The organism is Butyrivibrio proteoclasticus (assembly GCF_900115735.1).
GTDB classification, from domain to species: domain Bacteria; phylum Bacillota; class Clostridia; order Lachnospirales; family Lachnospiraceae; genus Butyrivibrio; species Butyrivibrio proteoclasticus_B.
In genome coordinates this window covers 1-18608 of sequence record NZ_FOXO01000035.1, presented here as the reverse complement: position 1 = coordinate 18608, position 18608 = coordinate 1, and the positions used below count along the sequence as shown (strand labels likewise).

Here is an 18608-nt window from a genome sequence, read left to right as displayed (position 1 = left end):
AAGGAGTAATGAACATGTTCTCAAAAGAGCTTCAACTCATGGATCAGAATACAGTTAAATACATGATGGATGAGCTTCAAGAAGAGCTTGATTCAGCTAACACCACAATATCAACTCTTTCTGAGAAGAATGCTTCTCAATCTGATGAAATTGCTCGCCTTCACAAATTACTTGCAGAAAATGGTATTAAAGCTTAATCATTAAATTCAAATTTATTAGCAGTATGGGCTACCACTATTAGTAACCTATATTTTAATTTAATCGAAAATGACGTTGTCACTGGGCCTATTTACTCCATTAATCATTTCTCACGCCCACATCTTGTTCAGATTTCTAAAACTGTCGTATATACCAAGACTAATCATAGCCTTATTGCATGGCTGGTGTTTTTCATATTATTTTAATCTCATATAAAAACAACAATTTACTCACCTTAAATCTATCAAATAATTCCACTGCTCAAATCACCAAGTTTTTTTATTCATCTATCATGACAATATAGTTACAAAAAACTACTCTTTATAATGCTCCTTAATCCATTCTTTAGCTATAAAGAGATCTATTTCTTTATGAATATCTATCGATTCATCTATTAAAAAGTAGCCTATATTATTTCCCATAAATCCCCAAGGCTGCTGTCCCTCATAGTTGCTTTCAATCATTTTTTTCGTATTTAAAACCCAGAAATTATGTGACAAAAAGTAACAACTGGGTAAATCTTGACGATTTGTAGATAGCTTTCCAGTTATTCCCCTTTCATACATCTCTAAACGACCATTTTCTACTCTCTTACCTCTAAGTGGATGATGGTCGTTATCTTCGTATATCGGCACAACAGCTGTAAGTGACGGATCATCTTGCATCATCTTTACACATGCATTAATCCAATCCGCCTTTATTGTTACATTATTAGCAAGAATTACTACAAGAATGTCTCCAATATCTTCTTTTTTGGATATGATATCTATGCCATGTTTAATTACATCTACATGCTGTGAAGTAGCTAAACTTAAATATTCCGGTCTTACTATTCTTTCGTATCCTTCTTTTTCAGCCGCTCTTAATATTTTTTCATCATCACTACTACAATAATATGAGTCTATAACCTCCGCTTTTTTTGCTGCATGCGCAGGATAATAAAGAACCGGATGCCCTAAAATATCTAAGACATTTTTGTCCTTTAATGTATTATTTCCGCGTCCAGTAAGCAATGCTACTACTTTCATGATAAATCCCTCCTCTTGATCATTTTTCCCGCTCACAGTAACAGCCATGAAAACAGTTCGTTTCATGGCTGCATTTTTTCTCTAGTTGCTGTTTGCAAATGTTTACTTCTTAACTAAAAAATCCATTATTATCATTGCTGCTTGCTTTATTGCCCCATTTGGATTTTTATACATATACTTTTCAAATTCAGGCGATACATTAGAATTCTTAGTAACAGAAAGCATTTCCTCTAATGTTCCCTGAAATTGTCCACTATTAGTGCAAGCAAAGTCAGAATATTGTTCAAAAGGGCTAATTCTTTCTTTGTGTAAACGATAAACTAGAACTTTGTTTGTTATATATAATGCCCTAGCTACAACCGTTGACTCATGACCTATATAACAATCACATATAGGAAATTCAGGAAAATTCCAAACGAAAACATGCTTTTCATTCCTTATAATATCCTTATACATGTCTCTATCGCTTCGCGGATGCAACTTAAGGATTAAGTTAAACTTTCCTAAACTATTTTCAAGAATTTTCAAAAAAGCAAGTAAAACACTTTTATCGATTACGCCATCCTCTACAGATGTTTGAGCTAAATAGCATACAACAGGAATCTTTTCGCAGAATAATCCATCTGTATCCCTAGAATTCCCTTCAAGTTCTGGATATCCGATTATATAATATTTTGTTTTTGTTTCATTGTATTGATTTTCGTAGTAATCCTTCCAATACTTTCCAAAGATAAATGAAATATCAGCATTACTATCATAGCCAAAGCGCTTAATAATATACGAATAAATGGTAACTCCTCTGGCAAGATCTATAAATGTTGAGATTGTATTTAATATATTATTTTGATTCATGACATAGATACATTTGGAGTACAATCTCACCTGCTCTTTTTTTCTTTTCATCAATTGAACAGCCATTCTTGCATTAAATGCCGAAATAGTACTTTTGTCCATATATAGCCCATGCTGGAAATTCACAACCAGAATTTCTCTTTTATGTGCTTCAAGTGTGAACATATAGTCAAAAAAACGATGTGCAAAAACAACAACCATCTCAGGTTTTATTTCATCAAGGATTCTCCTTGCATCCCAGCTATATTTTCCCGCGAATATCAACGAATCAAATTTCGAAGGTCTACTTTTACCATCCCTCTCCATGTAAACACCAATAAATTGACCATCATAGCCTTGCTTTCTCAATTCCAAAGATAATGGCTCTGCATATCTTGTAAATCCATCTGTAAGCCAATCAACAAAAAGGACTGCTCCCATACCTCATTTCTTCCTTTGCCATTTGTCTAACAATCCACCTATAAGTTTGATTATTCAGATCTTATCTTATACTCGTACTCAAAGCTAAATCTTACGATTTCTTTTTGCATTTCTATAATAACGCTTTAAAGCATACGTCGTATTTACAAGGAACCTTATTACGCAATTCCAATTCCTATACTCTTTCATATAAATATTCCTACTATCTATTACATACTTGATATTGGTCTTTAGTTTAATTACCGAATATCTAAGTGATGAAGATTCCATATGCTTAATACTAACATTACTGTCATAGTAAAAAGTTTTTCCAACCTTTAAAACTCTTTCTGCTAGAATGTCTTCCTCACAGTACAGAAACGTCCTCTCGTCCAAATAATCAACCTGCTTCATCGTCTCATTATCCAATAGCATACAGCACCCAAAAAGCCTATATACAGGACGTGATGTGTTTATCTGAGATTTGCGATATTTTAAGTCTATTCCAATTCCTAAAGTCATGCTAAAAGGCGTAGGTCTATTACAAAACGGACCACATATATGATTATCAAGTGTGTATATCATTGGACCAACACCTGCATATTCCGGGTGTTCTTCTAGAATTGTAATCATATGGGATAAAACTTTGGAATCTTTGATAAGAATGTCATTATTAATAACCCATGAGTATTTATATCCATGTTCAACAGCATATCGAAGTCCTATGTTATTACCTGCGGCGTAACCAACATTTTTATCATTTTGTATAAAGATATACGAATTGTCCTCTGAAGACTTCCTTGATAAAATCTCTCCTGAATTATTGGGCGAATTATTATCGACAACCAGAATATTGTAATAAGAATAGTCAAGTTTTTTCAGTTCTTCAATCATTGATAATGTTAATTCGTATGTATTGTAATTGAGAATGATAATTAAAATTTGGGGATGAGTCATATTTATATTCTTACCTTTGTGTATTATAGAGCATTATACCAATGCATTCTCCAATCAAATTTCTACCTTTTCCCCCATGTTACTCACAAATATCAAAAATCATATTCAATAAAGTTTCTACATTCACTTTATTGTTCCTTGAATAACCTTTTATAAAGCACTGTGTAAAATATTTTTAATATCACAGCACAAATTAACGATATGAAAAATGTAAATATTACCAAGATAATTTCTGATAAAATAACACTTAAATTCAGTGAATTTACTAATATTTTTATTATTTTTAAAATTATTGAATGAAGTAGATATATTTCAAAAATGAAGTTTGAAAGCTTTTCGAAACTCATACTAATTTTAATATTGCTACAAAGCTCAAAAATCAGGATAGAATAAATAGTGATTGTCGGAGAAAAAAAAGCAACATAAGCATCAGAAATGTAATAATTATTTCCAAAATATCGATATATATATGAAATCAAAACACAAATCAAGCATAGAATAACTGAAGATGATATATTAAAAGCCATTTTTCTTTCATCTATATCTGTCTTAATAACATCACCTATCAAATAATAACCAAGAAAAGCAAAAACAACCCCGATGCTATATGCCATTTTATATTTAGATGTAGCTTGCGAAACCACAGCCCAAACAATCATACTAATCGCAAGTATTTTATATTGTTTGACTGTAATGCTTTGTTTTACTCTAATCAGTATAGGAGTAATCAAATACAGTCCCGTAAGCATATATATATACCACAGATTAAAAAAACGACCTTCAAATAGTTGAATCAAAATAAGCCAAATGCTTTCTTTTGACACAATCTTATCAGCAATACTAAAAGGAATAAACAAAAGGATACATACCATTGTTGGAAAAAGAATTTTCTTAAAAATCTTTTGATAAAAGTATGTAAATTCTATATTACGCTGATTACGAAGATTAAACGCTCCAGAAATCATTACAAAACAAGGAACTGAAAATCTTGTAATGATATTAATAAGTGAAAGTAATGTCCATTCTAACATACTTGATTGAGTTTTCATGCATTCGTCTAAGTATCCATAATTTGCATGAATTAAAATTACAGCAACTATTGATATTATACGCAATAGATCATAGTTTGCCTGCCTCCCAGTAGATCGTCTATTCATAACATCCCCACGTTCTAACCTAATTTCCTAAATTAGATCTCTTTTTTTCACTTACAAATCTCTCTACAAAATCTTTTACTAGTGTATTAAAGATAAAATTACAAATTAACCATAAAAGCATACCTATAATAGCCACAACGACCATAAGCGTAAATCCTTCAAAACGCGTAAATTCTATAAATATTAAATAAACCAGTATTATTGGAGTTAAGCTTGCAACATTTCTTAATAATTCTTTAATGTTGAATACCAATTTCTTATTTTCCTTATTCACCTCACCACTTTTAAGAATTAGCATCAATACTGTAATTGCAGCAGAAATACTTGTTGCAAGTGCCAATCCGCTTAATCCCATAATTTTTGATAAAACCAGATTTAGAAATATATTAACAATCATCCCAATTGCTGAGTTAATCGTTGGAATTTTAGTGTTGTTATATGCATAAAAATATCTTGATATAAATTCCCTTGCACCTACAAAAACTATCCCAATTGAATAATACTTCACAGCTTCTGATGTCAAGCTAATTGCTGAACCGTTGAACGCTCCTCTTCCAAACAACATAATAGTTATCTCTTTAGAAAACAGTATTATTAAAACGGTTATTGGTGCAAGTAATTCTATTAATAACATACAGGATCTTTGTGTTACAGCTCTCACATCAGCATCTCTTTGAAGAACCACTTTTTCGCTGAGATGCGGAAAAAACACCGATGCCACCGGTTGAGAAATTCCCTGTTGGATAAAATTTATTAAGCTGTTAGCATAAACAAGAGATGATATTCCACCAACGGCTATACGTGATGCCAAGGTTCTATCTACTAATATGTTAACTTCATTAACAGAAACCCCAATTATAACAGGAATAAGAAGCTTTAAAAAATTCACAAAAACCGATGTTTTAAATTGAAAATTTGGCTTGACCTTAAACTTTTCCCTCTTTATAAATGGAGAAATATATACTAACTGAATAATTGGACAACTAGTGCTTATCACACACAACCATATAACATGTTTTTTTGCACCTACTATTATTCCTAAAATAATTACAATACTATTAATTAAGCCACTTATAACTCCTGGGTAAAATATTTTGTGTGCTTGTAGATAACTGTTATATAAATATAGAAAAGCAGAAAAATAAAGATTGCAAATTCCGATTCTAGTAAACAATACAGCCCAATGTAATGTTTCACCTTCAAATCCTGATGCAAATAGCCCCACTATCACTCCGGGAAATGCCATCACTATAAGCATTACCACTGTAGAAAAAATCAGTATTAGTGACAGAATTGAATTCGAAAAATCATCTGCTTCTTCTTGGCCAGAATCATATAATTCTTTGATATATATTGGAACAAAACATGTAATAAGACCAGTACCTACAAATTGAAATATCGTCCCTGGTATTGTTTGAGAAATGATATAGGCATCGCTTAATCCACTAGCTCCAAAATAATAAGATAAAAGTAATTCTCTCAAAAAACCAAAAATTTTTGATAATACAGTCAATCCTATTACACCAGAAATTGTCTTCAAAACACCATTTTTTATTGTCATTTTTCCCCAAAACTATTAGCAAAACCATTGTTGTAGTATTGACATAGTTTCCTTCGTCTTGTCAAAGGCTACAATAAGCTCTTTCATCTACGAAAAATACTAATTCCAACCGTAAATACTCTGATCACTCATAATTATGCTTATTATACTTCGAATAATTGTTCTGAAAAATTTAAAGACGCAACACTGACTAACAATAAATATGTAAATATTACTTTGTAATTTACAACAGGACCTCCTGTGAATATGGAGAACAGCGCCAGATACCCAAATAGAATACTACTCGAAAGCTTCGCATCTGTATTATACATTAGTGTTTGCAAAGAATTCCGTACTTTTTTTATAAATAAATATAAAACAAAAAAAAGGCAAAAAGGACCTATCAGAAGATAATATGTTAATATAAGTGAATGTGGAAATGTCGGATAGCCATGCCTATTCATTCTTCTCTGAAGAAAAATGAATCCACAATCAAGTCCAAGCGGATTCTCCTTAAGAATATCTATCCCCGCAAATATCGATTTTATCCTACCTATTGAGGAAGAAGTATCTCCATTTGAAGTAAAATCTACGATTCTTGTCATAGATGAAAACATCCCTTTACCTACCAAATAGTCAATTAAATCCGGAGTAAGCGTTAGTAATACTATCGCTACAATTATCATGAAAATGCCGAATACTGCATGTTCTTTTTTTAGATTAGCATCATATTGTTTAGGTAAAATAATAATATAGGCAATTAACAATGTAAATGCAATTACTAATGGAATCCTTGCTCCACTCAACAATTCACCTATGGCAAATACTAATAATAGTAGATATCTATATTTAATCTGACGCATAAAGAAAATATATAGAAAGGCAAAACCACATAGCATTCCTGTACATTCTACATCTAAATTAATTGCATTAAACCGTCCAGTTAACCTCGATAAAGAGTATGCAGTTGAAACAAGTTGACTAACAACATGTAATAAAACATACCAAATAAAAAAAGATTGTTGACTAACAAGCTTTTCTGTACTAATCATGTACTGTACCCACACAAAAAGGCATGCCCCAACTACTATTGCTAATACAATTTCATATGTGCCCTCCTGAATAATACTCTCATATCCACAAATATATCTAAAAAAAGACCTCAATAACAGTAATACAGGAAATAAAAATACTACAACATTATTCTGTACTAAAGAAATTAGTACCCCAAAACAAATTGGAATAAAATATAAGTAGCTAAAAGAATAATTTAACCATTTATAAGCAATATTTCGTGGCGTTGATGATAAATATATACTTGTTGCCTTGAACAAATCATCGGGGCCAAACAAAAAAATAAGCAATAGAGTAATCATTAGCACCTGTTGCAATGAAAATCTGATTATCACTTTAGTCTTACTACTAGTTTTCATAACCTTTTCCTTTATATTTCACTGTAATACCCACTTTCTGTTTTATACGTTAAATAAGCTTCGTTACATCCAGTTATCAATATATTTTCTATAAACAACACTCAATGTCTCATTTTGCCAATATCTTTACAAAGCGCTCAACCGCTCTTTCAGAAGAATATTTACATAATCCATACTCAAAAGCAGCTCTAGAAAGAGAAGTATACGACCTCTGTTCCATATCAACTGCCTCTCTTAGTTTCTTTGCAAAGGCCTCATTATTTCCTGGCTCTACCAAATAACCACTTCTTCCATCACTCACCTGTTCTGCAATTGCACCAACATTAAATGCAATGCATGGTCTTCCATACCGATATCCATCTATTACTACGCCTGATTGTGTAGCTGAGTTGTATGGAAGAACAACCCAGTCCGCATTGATAAATGCTTCTGCCATTTCATCATCAGTAACGTAACCGGTTTTTACAGTAACATTTGGCATTTTTTTTAGTTGGTCAACATGCTCCTTCATAAGGGGATCCACTCGCCCTACTGCATCAAATTGTATGTCGGGGCAGAGCTTAACAATTTCCAACAGATTATCAATGCCCTTATAGGGGTTCATGCGCCCAAAAAATAACACACGCTTTGTAAACCTGGGCTTAATATACTCAGGGAAGCGTCTCCACATGTCTATGAACAACACCCGATTAGCGGGAACACCATATATTTCTGTTACCTTGGAAACATATTTACGATTCGCTAAAATAATATAATCTGCGAGCTTGCAGACAGCTTTATTCATAAGATTAACAAGTTTTGCATGCCTGTCACCATCATGTGGAATAAGGTCATGAATCATTTGAAATATCTTTGTGTTCTTATGGCAACACATCATAATAGCCAGATTCCATACATGAAGTGTCTCAAAGAATATAACATCAAAGTTTTGTTCATTTACCCATGAGATAATACTCAAAAGAGTTTTTACATCAAATGTCTTCTTTTCAATACCTGGACGTTTGGGGCAATCCACCAGATGCGTCTTGGGAGTATTCAACACAGGAACCTTGGGGGTACTTATTCCCATAACCCATGCTTCACAATCAGAACGTTCTGCTCTGTACAGGCTCTCAAACATTCCGAAAGTAATATCCTGATGGTCTGCATTATCTGAAAATGTGACCAGCAAAATTTTCATGACCTGTATCTCCACAACGATATATTTTTGATAACATCGATTTCCCTCTTCATTTTGAGGTTTTGTTCATACATGTTTTCTTTTTTACCCTTTATTTCCCATACAACTCTCTTATAAGATCAAAAATAATCCTCTTTTGTGTGTCATCTAATCTTGTGTAGTAATACATCATCTCTGCACTTTTCAGATCAGCTTCATTAGACTTTACGCGTTTGTTTTCAATCACATCACTATGCTTGGTAAGCGTCTTAGAAGCCAACAATTCAATACTTATCCCATAAAATTCCGCAAGTTTGTATAACTTGTCTGGAGGTGGAATTACTCTATCGGTTTCGTAAGCGGAGCATGTTACTCTCTCAACACCAAGATATTTTGAAACATCTTCCTGCTTAAGTTTCCTATCTTTTCGAAGCCTTCGAAGCACCTGACCAAGTGTTGCTTTTTCGTCTACAATTCCTGCAATAGAACCACTTGTCATCTTTTTACTCCCAATTCAGAACAATCAAAAAACGGCTCTCTCGTTAGAAACAAGAGAAGCCGCATAACATCATAATTCAATCATTAAAATAGAAAACTATATTTTTATCAGTAAATATCAGCGTCTTTTATATCCTTCATTTCTTTAATTACTCCATCTGCAGTCCACGCTATTACAACTAATACCATGAAAATTGCTATGAATTTGATGGAAGTCTTAGCAATATTTACTATTCCACCTCCTGCAAAGTACTGAGCAGGAACTGACACCTGGTATGCATTAGAAAATTTTGTTGTATCATTGTACTCTTCAGTTGTCTCTTCTATGAGATCAATCCACTCAGTAATCTTATTCTGAAGATTACTGATCAGAGTATTTGCATAATTTATTTCAGCTTCTGTCGCAGAAGTTGTTTTAGACTGCATCTTATTCGCCAAGTTATAATATCTGTTTATTTCTGTATTTATCTCTGATATCTTTGAAGAGAGCTCTAGCTTTTGAGCGATGAGCTTATCATAATACTCATTGCTCTGCTCTGTTTCCTGTGTGGTATCCTGATTGCTTACTATGATTACAGGATCCTTCTGATATGAATTAATAGCCGAGGTTACATTTGACAGATTTACCTGAAGTTCTGACAACCTGTTTGTATATTCCTCTATCTGGTATTCGTAATATTCAATCTGCCTAGCTGAATCAGTTGTAAGTGAGTTGGTCTCAATGTAGGATGAAAGCCTTGCCAGATCAGCATCCTGGATAAAGCCTATAGATGTTGCAATATCTGTGAAAGACAGACCTGTGCCTGAAGCTCTGAAATCCGGTGCCTCAGAAGCTTTTGCTTCTGCAAAATTCTTCATCAGTTTAAGCTGTGTTCTAAGCAGGTCTACACTTTCTGAATAGTCATAACTATCTCCGGACAATAGCCCCGCTGTAACTGTCAGCGCCTCATTATTTGCATATGTATCAAAAAAGTATTCCTTATAACTTTCTAAGATAGCATTTAATATTTGATCAACCTGACCCACAGAGAAAGTTCTATCATCATAAAAATATACAACATACTGAGATGGAAAATATGATACATCAAGTAACTGTTCGTAATATTTGGCATCATCTTCAGCCATCTTATTGATGACAGTTATTCTTTCAACTGCATCTTCAGGAATAACTCCTTCAACCGAAATATTAGATCTTACATTTTCAATATATTCTGTTGATATACCAAGATTATTCAAAGCTTTCTGTATTACTGCCGGACTCTTTATCTTGTTGATATCAAAAGACGCTCCATTGGGATCAAGTCCACTTTCTATTCCATCATACTGAAAACTTATGAGTGCTCTGGCATATGAAGTGTGATTAAAATAATGATCATAAGCTACCTTAATAAATCCTATTGCTCCTCCCAGAATAATAGCAGCAACCAAAAGATATATATATAATCTCTTATGTCTGTTCATGTTTCTAACAACATCAATAAGGTCAATATACTGGTTGTTGCTGTTATTATTTTCTTTATGTACTTCCAGTATTACTTTTTGCCCATTATCTCCCATTATTTTGTCCATTTGTCCTCTCCCGGGTTAATGTTTTTTTCTTCTCTTTTTATCTTTTTGAGAAGATTTCCTCATACTTCGAGTAGCACTTTCAAGTAAAAATATGCCAACTATCATAAGTGCAGACGCAAAAATCAAAAATATAAAAGTATATATATCCAGAATACGTTTATTTGCTATTTTCTCATCTGTAACTGCAATTTCATTATTATCCCATTTATGTCTTCTGTCATAGCTGTCTTCATATGAAACCGTTGATGCACCACTACTGCTCATAATCATAGGTTTAGATATTGCCGAAGAACTCGCTTCAGTAACTACTTCTGTAATTTCTTCATTCTCTTCAGCTTCTTCCATGACTTCCTCAACTGCATCCGCCCTGATGAATCCTGTCTGTGTTAGATATGTAAGTCTATACCAATAGAAATTTCCACTTTCAATCTTCTCAAGAGGTTTTATAGTAACACCTCCAGGTATCACAATAAGAATATTTCCATCTAATGACGGCTCATCTCTTAGGTTAGAATTTGAAAGTATTTTGACAGATATATTAGCTAAACCTTCATCCTCAGCTTCTTCAGTTGCTTCTTCATTATTATCAGTATCTTCTGTTTCCTGGTGGTTTTCTTCCCCTTCTTGTTCTTCCTGAATCTCCTCTACATTTTCCTGATCTTGCTGCTCCTCTTCTTGTGAATCACCATCTGAACTTTCTTCATCTGTCGATACTTGCTGTTCTGCCTGTTCTTCTACTTCAATTACTTTGCTGGCGATGATATATCCTTCAACACCACTCGGAAGAGACACGTGATGCCAGTTTCTCCCCTGCGAATCTTTTACTGTTTCTAAAATGGTAAATGTATTTCCCGGAATGACATTGGCAACAGCTTTACTGTTCTCTGATCCTGATTCGTATAACTTTTGTGAAGTTTGTCCTGAAATTGTATATTCTTTTGCCTCAACAACCATCTTAGGACATACAACAAATAATCCACAGCTGATTATCAAGGCTATATATATGTGTGATAAGATACGTTTCATCTTTATTTTCCTCGTTGTAACTATTTTTCTAATTCTTCACACCTTCCGTGCTTTCAGGTATAAATAGAACCTTAATTGTTGCCAGTATTATTTTGAAATCAGTAATAATGCTTTGGTTTGATATATACATAAGATCCATCTGGAGCTTATCATATGGCTGTGTGTTGTACTTTCCATAAACCTGCGCATAGCCTGTGAGACCTGCTTTAACTTCAGTTCTCAAAGAAAATTCCGGCATTTCTTCTTCATATACTGCACATAGTTCCGGTCTTTCAGGGCGAGGACCAACGATAGACATTTCCCCCTTTAATATGCATATGATCTGAGGGATCTCATCTATCCTTGTCGCTCGTATAAACTTTCCAACAGGAGTTATCCTGTCATCTGCAACACTGGCAAGTCTGGCTCTACCGTCAGCTTCAGCATCTATCTTCATACTTCTGAATTTGTAAATATAGAATTCTTTTTTTCCCTTTGTAAGTCTTATTTGTTTATACAGAACCGGCCCACCGTCATAAATCTTGATAGCTACAGCTGTAATAAGCATTATAGGTGACGCAATGATCATTCCAAGCACAGACAAGACTATATCAAATAGTCTTTTAATGAATAGATAAGCGATATCTTTCTCACTCTTCTCATAGACCTTCACCGGCAAGCTCGCCATCTGGATTTCCTTGGCATCACCTATCAGATAGTCTCCTATATTTGGTCTTATATAAACCGGTATCTTTCTAGTCGCGCAAAACTTCAGAATCGCATTCCTTGGAGTAGAATGAATGCCACACAACATTAAAGCTTCCGGTTTCACCGACATTATATACTTAATCGTTTCGGAAACGTCCTCATTAACGCGCTCTTCATTCTGTAGAGTAAATCTCCATGTTAGTTTTTTTATAATGTTAATACCATTTTCTTTTGCCTGTTCATTGTCATATATAAGAAGTATTTTTTTAGGCTTATTCAGTTTATTGGATAACAGAACGGCAACTCTTGCCCATACTGCAGCTAAGAGTGAACACACAATCAAATGAAACAACAGAGGAGCTACTGCTGGGAGTTTTCTCACAAGTAGCCATGTAACTACATACATAACAAATGCTGATGTCATCAATGAAACTACCGCTGAATACAGTATTTCACTTGTTCTTTTCAAATCTATGTCAAAACAACCATATAATTTTGACAATCTCCAGAATATAAAAGCATATATAAGTGAGACTGCGTAGTTACCTCTTCTGTAGAAGGGTTCATATAACTGATCTTCATAAAACTTAAACCATACCAACAAAAAGATAGCAGTACACGCAACTACCCATAAGGCTTTTATTAAAAACAAAATGCCCCTGCTTTTAGCATTGGCACTGTTTTCTCTACATTCTGATTCAATTATTCTCCGATTACTATTTATAATATCCACTTACCTTTTCATACACTTTCATGTTATATTTTTATGCAGGCTTCGCCATTCCAGATATCTAATGATTTCTGGATGACAAGTATTATTCCGCTCTATCTTCATCAACGTGCCAACGGCAACGATTGCTTCAGATAAAGGTTCTTAACTCTTAGCAACTATTTCAAGTCCTGCAACTAATTTCTTTTTTTCACCGAACAGCTCCATCTCTAGGTAGGCTTTCCTCTTATGTCTGTCAACCTTTACAATATACTGCTCAAATCCGCTCAAAGGACCACTTAGTACTTTGACTATTCCATCATCAATAATCCCAAGTGACATATCCACTCTTTCGGTGTGACCCGTGATTCTGTTTAGAAAGTCCTCTTCCCTCTGAGTTAGAGGCAAGAACACTCCATCATTTCTCAGAATCTTTATGTATTCCGGTTGTGAACAGATTATTTCATGTATTTCTTCAGGATAATCCGTTTCAACAAACAGATATCCCGGAAACATTACTTTTTCTTTTTCTAAAAAACTGTTTCTGTGTTTCTGTTTTTCTATTCTTGTTATCAGGAGTAATCTCCCATACAGAGAAGTATTAACTTTTTTTTTGAATTTTATTTTAAATTCATACTCTTTTTGAGTTTGAACCCATATTACATAAAACATAATCAAAATCTATCATTTTTCATCATTAGGGCCGGAGGTTAGTCCGGCCCAAACCACATGTTAGAGAAAATAGTGTCATGCATGACCTCCATTTAAGGAATGGAGTACCTTATTTTTAATTCACGAATTTTATTTAATAACAACAAAAATTGTGCCAAGGTCTGTCAAACTAACGTTAACTTTACCATTTGTAACAACAACTTCTGTTTCTGTAATAGTTCCGTCCTGGTGAATCTGGGTTACTACGGCTGTTCTTCCATCGTATTTGTTACCTACGCCAAAAGCCTGCTTTATTACACCGAAACCGGAATTGATAGACTTTCCAGCCTTGTAAAGGCGAAGCTTTGTTCTAAGGGCAACTGTTGCTCCACTGAATTTTGATGCAACATAGTCTTCAAGAACCTTTGTAGCTGCTTCCTTGGCAGGTGCTGTAACTGCTGTCTCAATTGAGCCAGGAATAGAAACTTCACCGTAATTAACAGTGATTCTTGTTCCGTCAACGGTTGCTGTACCTTCATTTTTTCCTGTAGGTACAGCAAACATTGTTTTGCCTTCCTTAACTTCCTGAGATGCAACAATTGATGTGCTGTCAGTATTAGTTGTTGTAGAACTGTCTGCTGCAAACACAGTTGATCCAACAATCATTGAACCAACCAAAACTGCAGCAATAATTGATGTAACTTTTCTCTTCATTGGTTGCCTCCTTTGCTCATAATCATGTGGTCTATATTAAATCCTATAGAAGGACCTAATACCTAATTAATGGTAGTTCTCCCATTAAATACCGCCTGAACAAGCTGTCTACTACCATCGTTATCTATGCCAATCAGTGTAATAGTGTTCCAGGTTGTAAGAGCCTTATCTTTAAGATCGTTATCTATTACAGCTGTCATATCCCTGACTGAAAAGACCTCATCTATATACTGCTGATACTCTGAAAAGTCATAAAAGTTGTATTTAACAAGAGGTCTTTCTGTATCATCCGTACTATATGCTGCAAAAATCTTATACTGAGAAATATATTCATCAGAATATACATATATGTATTTATTCTCATTCATAAAGTCCGGATCAGAGAATGCAACCAGATCTCCGAAAGGTTGCCCCTCACCGGATTTTGCATAAAGGCATGTGACAGGGTCTGTAAAATCTATTTCATTGCCCATATCCATAAATATGCATCCGTTAGAGTCCTCCTCATTCTTCGCATTATGCTTCAGGTAATACTCATTACTATCATTTTTCTTAAGGATAGGATTATTGATGGATGTTCCTGGAATAATAATATAAGCGCTAACATCTGAGTTTTTCTCTCTTAATAAGCCAAGGTCAATACTTGCGTCAGGAATAGTCTCTACAATTGTTTCATCTGAATTGTTGTAAGCTACCATTGCTGCCTCACCTTCTTCCATTTCTTCCGGAAGATTATCTTTATCAGCAAATAGCTCACTCTCTGGTTCTTTACTACTTAAATATGATGCCGTTTCATTACTACTCGCATCTGGCTCAACTTCATCTGCAACATCCGGTACATTCTCCAAGATATTCTTTTCAGTATCTGTATCGCCACACCCTGTTAAAACCATGGCTACCAGAAGTGTAATACCCCAAAATCCATACTTTCTCATAATCTGTGTTGTCCACCACTCTACTTAAAGTAGCTACATATGTTCATCGTTACTCTATTTACATTACTATATTCATAGTAACGAAATTATTATATAACGTTTTAATATACTATGTCCATATTTATTGTGAAAAGATTATTTTTCACGTATTATCATGTTTATAGGAGGCTTAGATTCAATACTCTCTTCATAGTTATCTCCAGTTGTAGAGTTTGATCCAGTAAAGTAAAGGTTTATTTTATGAGTAGAACATCCGAATACAAAAAAGAACATGATACAAAAAATATATTTTACGTAAAAAAATATGGGAAAATGCATGTTTGTCTTGCAGAAATAATAGAAAGAAAACATATGACCAGAAATGCTCTTGCCAGAGCAACCGATACAAGGTTTGAGGTAGTTAAGAAATGGTATGACGATTCAATAACAAGTATAGATCTCGATGTTCTGGCAAGGTTCTGTTATGTGTTGGACTGTAAACCTGAAGATTTAATAAAATATCAAATAGAAGAATCATAAAAGCGCAGCAGGCATATACAAGCCGCTGCGCTGTTGTTTCTAATATACTTTTTCATAAAATATCTTTATTATCATGTCATACAGATGATCAGGGTCATAATTGAATTCTTCATGTTCTGTTTTTCCAATAACCGTCGTTCCTTCAAGAGAATAGATATTATTAAAATCAAATTTGTAATTATGTGTATTTGAGACCATATATGTCATTTCACTGGTGTTGATATCTGTAACTATATATGGTGATAATTCATTATAAACTTTTAGTGGCACCGTGATATCTTTGGCTGTTTCCTCTTTCAACTTAGAAAGGAACGCAGCCATATACTTCTTTTCCCTGTTAAGTCTTGTAGTCGCGGAATCAAATTCTGCATGGTCTCTGTATCTGATGTAAACATGCGCCTCGTCATCAGTAAAAGTATGTTCACCCTTTGGAATCGATACACTCACTCCATCAAGGCTTGCCTTAAAATCTTCATCCAGAGTCATGGTAACTCCATCCACAGCTGAATTGATGGCCTTAATTGCTCCCATGTTTATTGAAATATATCCGTGAATAGGCAAATTGTAGAAAAGATTTGAAACTGCCTTTTCCATTCTTTCACATGAAAGTGTTGCACCATCGCCATATCCATGCTGTAAGCATATCTGCCCCTCTCCACTTCCCACGTAGTCACCATTTTCGTCATATACATCTATCGTAGTCATTGTGTTTCTATTGATGGTTATTAAAGAAGTTGTTTTTGTGTGGGGATTGAATACTGCGAGCATAATAAGATCTGCCTGTCCGCCATCCACACCGGATTCTAAAACCTTCACTTCGCTTGTTTTATCAATCCCCATGACAAGAAAAGTCAGAATATCTTCATTATACTGATATATTTCATCGTTATATCTTATCCATCCCTTCTTCCAGGTGATATCTTTCTCTGATTCAACATTAGAAGTTTCCTCGGATTGAATGCCTTCCAATATTGGACCTTCGCTCGATGCTTTATTGTAGAGATTGCTTTTTCCACTTATATTTGCAATGCCCCATAATACGAATCCAGCAAGAATTAAAAGAGCTATCATTGAAAATATCACAGTTAATAGGAGATTCTTTTTTTTCTTTGCTGTTTTATTTTTTTCTATAGTATTAGTAACATCGGTTGCTTCATTTTTGCTTACGGCCTCATTATCCTCAACGAGCCCGTTTCCGTTACTATTTCCTTCATTCATCCCAGTACCTCCATCATAGTTACTATCTATATAGTATATCATAGATTATTTCCTTTGCGAGTAAATTGAGTATCTGCATTTTCTTTAAAATATTTTGCATTTTCCGACACATTTGTTTAAATTGATATATAACCGTCGAATCTATCCTGTCGGGGCCACTATTTGTAGATAGTAAACTGCGCCAGAAGCTTATTCCCTATTGCATTGAGTATGATCCTTCCTACAACGAAAACAGGATCCTATACACCTCACTTTCCGGAAAAGAAAACTACATTGGACCTGTGGCAGTGTTTTTTAATGGCGTGATCAATTAAGGGAAGACAGGGTGACGGTTCTAATGACTTATTAAACATAAGGCACTTGAACTGTTACCTTACTTACTTTGATAAGTTTAGATTGCGGTGGCGTACGCCACCATTGACTGAGCCTGAGGAAAACGCCGTCTATACCTCGCCGACGGTGAGGATGATGGGAACAGTAGGGATGGCTACTTTCAAGGCTCCATGGACGCAGCTTTCGAATGCTGCATACAAAGCGTTAAAGAGTTGCTTTGATATATAGCTTGCTTTAAAGCTCGACCCCGCAATAAAACGTGATTTGGGCATATTTCCTGTTTTCCAAGATTACCACACCCTTCGCCAATGTTTTTGACTTGCGATTTTGGGTATATACGGCATTTTTGAAGTTTACACATCCTTTTATAGATGATTGATTGTCTCGAATCACTCACCCAATTGGTGTGTAAATCTATTTTTTCTCGTATATACCCATTTTCACTTCCAGAAAATTCTCCCGAGGGGTGTGGTAACTTAAAAAGTATAGCTATATACCCATTTCACTGTGACAATCCAGAGCTAGGGGGCAAGATGTAGGATAAGTACTTACGTAATATGTTTTTTATCCTATGGATTTAACAATCCTGATAGTGGATCTGTTCATGAGTAGGATAAACGCTTGATTTTAGCGCTTTTTATCCTACGGATTTAACAATCCTGATAGTGGATTTTGCTCGTGCGTAGGATAAGTGTTTGAATTTTGTTCTTTTTATCCCACTCGTATTATATAGTCATACCCATTCTTTACCTTTTCTATAGGTATAGGGTATGCTGTTGAAGATGCTGTGGATTGGTTTTGTCCCACTACCGCATAGACGGTTTCGAATAGGCTCCAACCACAGCCTCTTTGTCACAATGTTAATCAGTTAGATACCGCATGACGGTTTATGTAGAACGAGGTTACATCGGCAGAGAGTCCTGTGGATCCAATACAGCGTCAAATACTTTTAAGGAGGATCACATGTATGATCTATGTTGGTATCGATGTTGCAAAGGATAAGCATGATTGCTGCATCCTGGGATC

General features: G+C 34.5%; 16 protein-coding genes and 1 pseudogene. 2 read left to right on the top strand and 15 right to left on the bottom strand.

Going from position 1 to position 18608, the window contains the following annotated elements:
* Positions 1–197, top strand: a pseudogene (locus BM146_RS16245) (hypothetical protein); the annotation flags it as partial.
* 315 nt (positions 198–512) lie between these two features.
* Here the strand turns inward: BM146_RS16245 and BM146_RS16240 are convergent.
* The 14 genes from BM146_RS16240 to BM146_RS16175 all read right to left on the bottom strand — a co-directional run bounded on the left by BM146_RS16240 (position 513) and on the right by BM146_RS16175 (position 15512).
* Positions 513–1226, bottom strand: a complete 714-nt coding sequence (locus BM146_RS16240) for an acylneuraminate cytidylyltransferase family protein (protein WP_074891337.1) — start codon at positions 1224–1226, stop codon at positions 513–515.
* A gap of 102 nt (positions 1227–1328) precedes the next feature.
* Positions 1329–2498 (bottom strand): polysialyltransferase family glycosyltransferase, encoded by a 1170-nt coding sequence (locus BM146_RS16235; protein WP_074891335.1) that lies wholly within the window; start codon positions 2496–2498, stop codon positions 1329–1331.
* 84 nt (positions 2499–2582) lie between these two features.
* A complete protein-coding gene (locus BM146_RS16230) occupies positions 2583–3434 on the bottom strand; it encodes a glycosyltransferase (RefSeq protein WP_074891332.1) in 852 nt (283 codons plus the stop codon).
* A 128-nt stretch (positions 3435–3562) separates the two neighbouring features.
* Positions 3563–4591: an acyltransferase gene (locus BM146_RS16225; RefSeq protein WP_074891329.1), complete on the bottom strand. Its 1029-nt coding sequence runs from the start codon at positions 4589–4591 to the stop codon at positions 3563–3565.
* 19 nt (positions 4592–4610) lie between these two features.
* Positions 4611–6152, bottom strand: a complete 1542-nt coding sequence (gene murJ, locus BM146_RS16220; protein WP_074891326.1) for a murein biosynthesis integral membrane protein MurJ — start codon at positions 6150–6152, stop codon at positions 4611–4613.
* Between the two features lie 143 nt (positions 6153–6295).
* Complete coding sequence (locus BM146_RS16215; protein WP_074891324.1) at positions 6296–7564, bottom strand: hypothetical protein; 1269 nt, start codon at positions 7562–7564, stop codon at positions 6296–6298.
* A gap of 109 nt (positions 7565–7673) precedes the next feature.
* Positions 7674–8744, bottom strand: a complete 1071-nt coding sequence (locus tag BM146_RS16210; RefSeq protein ID WP_074891322.1) for a glycosyltransferase family 4 protein — start codon at positions 8742–8744, stop codon at positions 7674–7676.
* Between the two features lie 91 nt (positions 8745–8835).
* Complete coding sequence (locus BM146_RS16205) at positions 8836–9222, bottom strand: helix-turn-helix domain-containing protein (RefSeq protein ID WP_074891319.1); 387 nt, start codon at positions 9220–9222, stop codon at positions 8836–8838.
* A gap of 107 nt (positions 9223–9329) precedes the next feature.
* A complete protein-coding gene (locus BM146_RS16200) occupies positions 9330–10790 on the bottom strand; it encodes a GumC domain-containing protein (protein WP_074891316.1) in 1461 nt (486 codons plus the stop codon).
* Between the two features lie 15 nt (positions 10791–10805).
* Complete coding sequence (locus BM146_RS16195) at positions 10806–11816, bottom strand: SH3 domain-containing protein (RefSeq protein ID WP_074891314.1); 1011 nt, start codon at positions 11814–11816, stop codon at positions 10806–10808.
* 28 nt (positions 11817–11844) lie between these two features.
* Positions 11845–13155 (bottom strand): exopolysaccharide biosynthesis polyprenyl glycosylphosphotransferase, encoded by a 1311-nt coding sequence (locus BM146_RS16190; RefSeq protein WP_083413610.1) that lies wholly within the window; start codon positions 13153–13155, stop codon positions 11845–11847.
* A 222-nt stretch (positions 13156–13377) separates the two neighbouring features.
* Complete coding sequence (gene loaP / locus BM146_RS16185; protein ID WP_074891312.1) at positions 13378–13884, bottom strand: antiterminator LoaP; 507 nt, start codon at positions 13882–13884, stop codon at positions 13378–13380.
* Positions 13885–14013: 129 nt separating this feature from the next.
* Positions 14014–14577 (bottom strand): hypothetical protein, encoded by a 564-nt coding sequence (locus BM146_RS16180; protein WP_074891310.1) that lies wholly within the window; start codon positions 14575–14577, stop codon positions 14014–14016.
* A 62-nt stretch (positions 14578–14639) separates the two neighbouring features.
* Complete coding sequence (locus tag BM146_RS16175; protein WP_074891307.1) at positions 14640–15512, bottom strand: class B sortase; 873 nt, start codon at positions 15510–15512, stop codon at positions 14640–14642.
* Between the two features lie 240 nt (positions 15513–15752).
* Here BM146_RS16175 and BM146_RS16170 point away from each other — a divergent pair, with 240 nt between their 5' ends.
* The gene (locus BM146_RS16170; RefSeq protein ID WP_242949423.1) at positions 15753–16031 is read left to right on the top strand and encodes a helix-turn-helix domain-containing protein; all 279 of its coding nucleotides are present in this window, start codon (positions 15753–15755) and stop codon (positions 16029–16031) included.
* Positions 16032–16070: 39 nt separating this feature from the next.
* On the opposite strand, the gene BM146_RS16165 is transcribed toward BM146_RS16170, so the two are convergent.
* Positions 16071–17249, bottom strand: a complete 1179-nt coding sequence (locus BM146_RS16165; RefSeq protein ID WP_177201708.1) for an LCP family protein — start codon at positions 17247–17249, stop codon at positions 16071–16073.
* Positions 17250–18608: the final 1359 nt, after the last annotated feature.

What these genes read in the sequence shown, in the direction of transcription:
- BM146_RS16240 (WP_074891337.1), bottom strand. Translation starts at nt 1,226, where the DNA reads ATGAAAGTAGTAGCATTGCTTACTGGACGCGGAAATAATACATTAAAG.
- BM146_RS16235 (WP_074891335.1), bottom strand. Translation starts at nt 2,498, where the DNA reads ATGGGAGCAGTCCTTTTTGTTGATTGGCTTACAGATGGATTTACAAGA.
- BM146_RS16230 (WP_074891332.1), bottom strand. Translation starts at nt 3,434, where the DNA reads ATGACTCATCCCCAAATTTTAATTATCATTCTCAATTACAATACATAC.
- BM146_RS16225 (WP_074891329.1), bottom strand. Translation starts at nt 4,591, where the DNA reads ATGAATAGACGATCTACTGGGAGGCAGGCAAACTATGATCTATTGCGT.
- murJ (WP_074891326.1), bottom strand. Translation starts at nt 6,152, where the DNA reads ATGACAATAAAAAATGGTGTTTTGAAGACAATTTCTGGTGTAATAGGA.
- BM146_RS16215 (WP_074891324.1), bottom strand. Translation starts at nt 7,564, where the DNA reads ATGAAAACTAGTAGTAAGACTAAAGTGATAATCAGATTTTCATTGCAA.
- BM146_RS16210 (WP_074891322.1), bottom strand. Translation starts at nt 8,744, where the DNA reads ATGAAAATTTTGCTGGTCACATTTTCAGATAATGCAGACCATCAGGAT.
- BM146_RS16205 (WP_074891319.1), bottom strand. Translation starts at nt 9,222, where the DNA reads ATGACAAGTGGTTCTATTGCAGGAATTGTAGACGAAAAAGCAACACTT.
- BM146_RS16200 (WP_074891316.1), bottom strand. Translation starts at nt 10,790, where the DNA reads ATGGACAAAATAATGGGAGATAATGGGCAAAAAGTAATACTGGAAGTA.
- BM146_RS16195 (WP_074891314.1), bottom strand. Translation starts at nt 11,816, where the DNA reads ATGAAACGTATCTTATCACACATATATATAGCCTTGATAATCAGCTGT.
- loaP (WP_074891312.1), bottom strand. Translation starts at nt 13,884, where the DNA reads ATGTTTTATGTAATATGGGTTCAAACTCAAAAAGAGTATGAATTTAAA.
- BM146_RS16180 (WP_074891310.1), bottom strand. Translation starts at nt 14,577, where the DNA reads ATGAAGAGAAAAGTTACATCAATTATTGCTGCAGTTTTGGTTGGTTCA.
- BM146_RS16175 (WP_074891307.1), bottom strand. Translation starts at nt 15,512, where the DNA reads ATGAGAAAGTATGGATTTTGGGGTATTACACTTCTGGTAGCCATGGTT.
- BM146_RS16170 (WP_242949423.1), top strand. Translation starts at nt 15,753, where the DNA reads ATGAGTAGAACATCCGAATACAAAAAAGAACATGATACAAAAAATATA.
- BM146_RS16165 (WP_177201708.1), bottom strand. Translation starts at nt 17,249, where the DNA reads ATGAATGAAGGAAATAGTAACGGAAACGGGCTCGTTGAGGATAATGAG.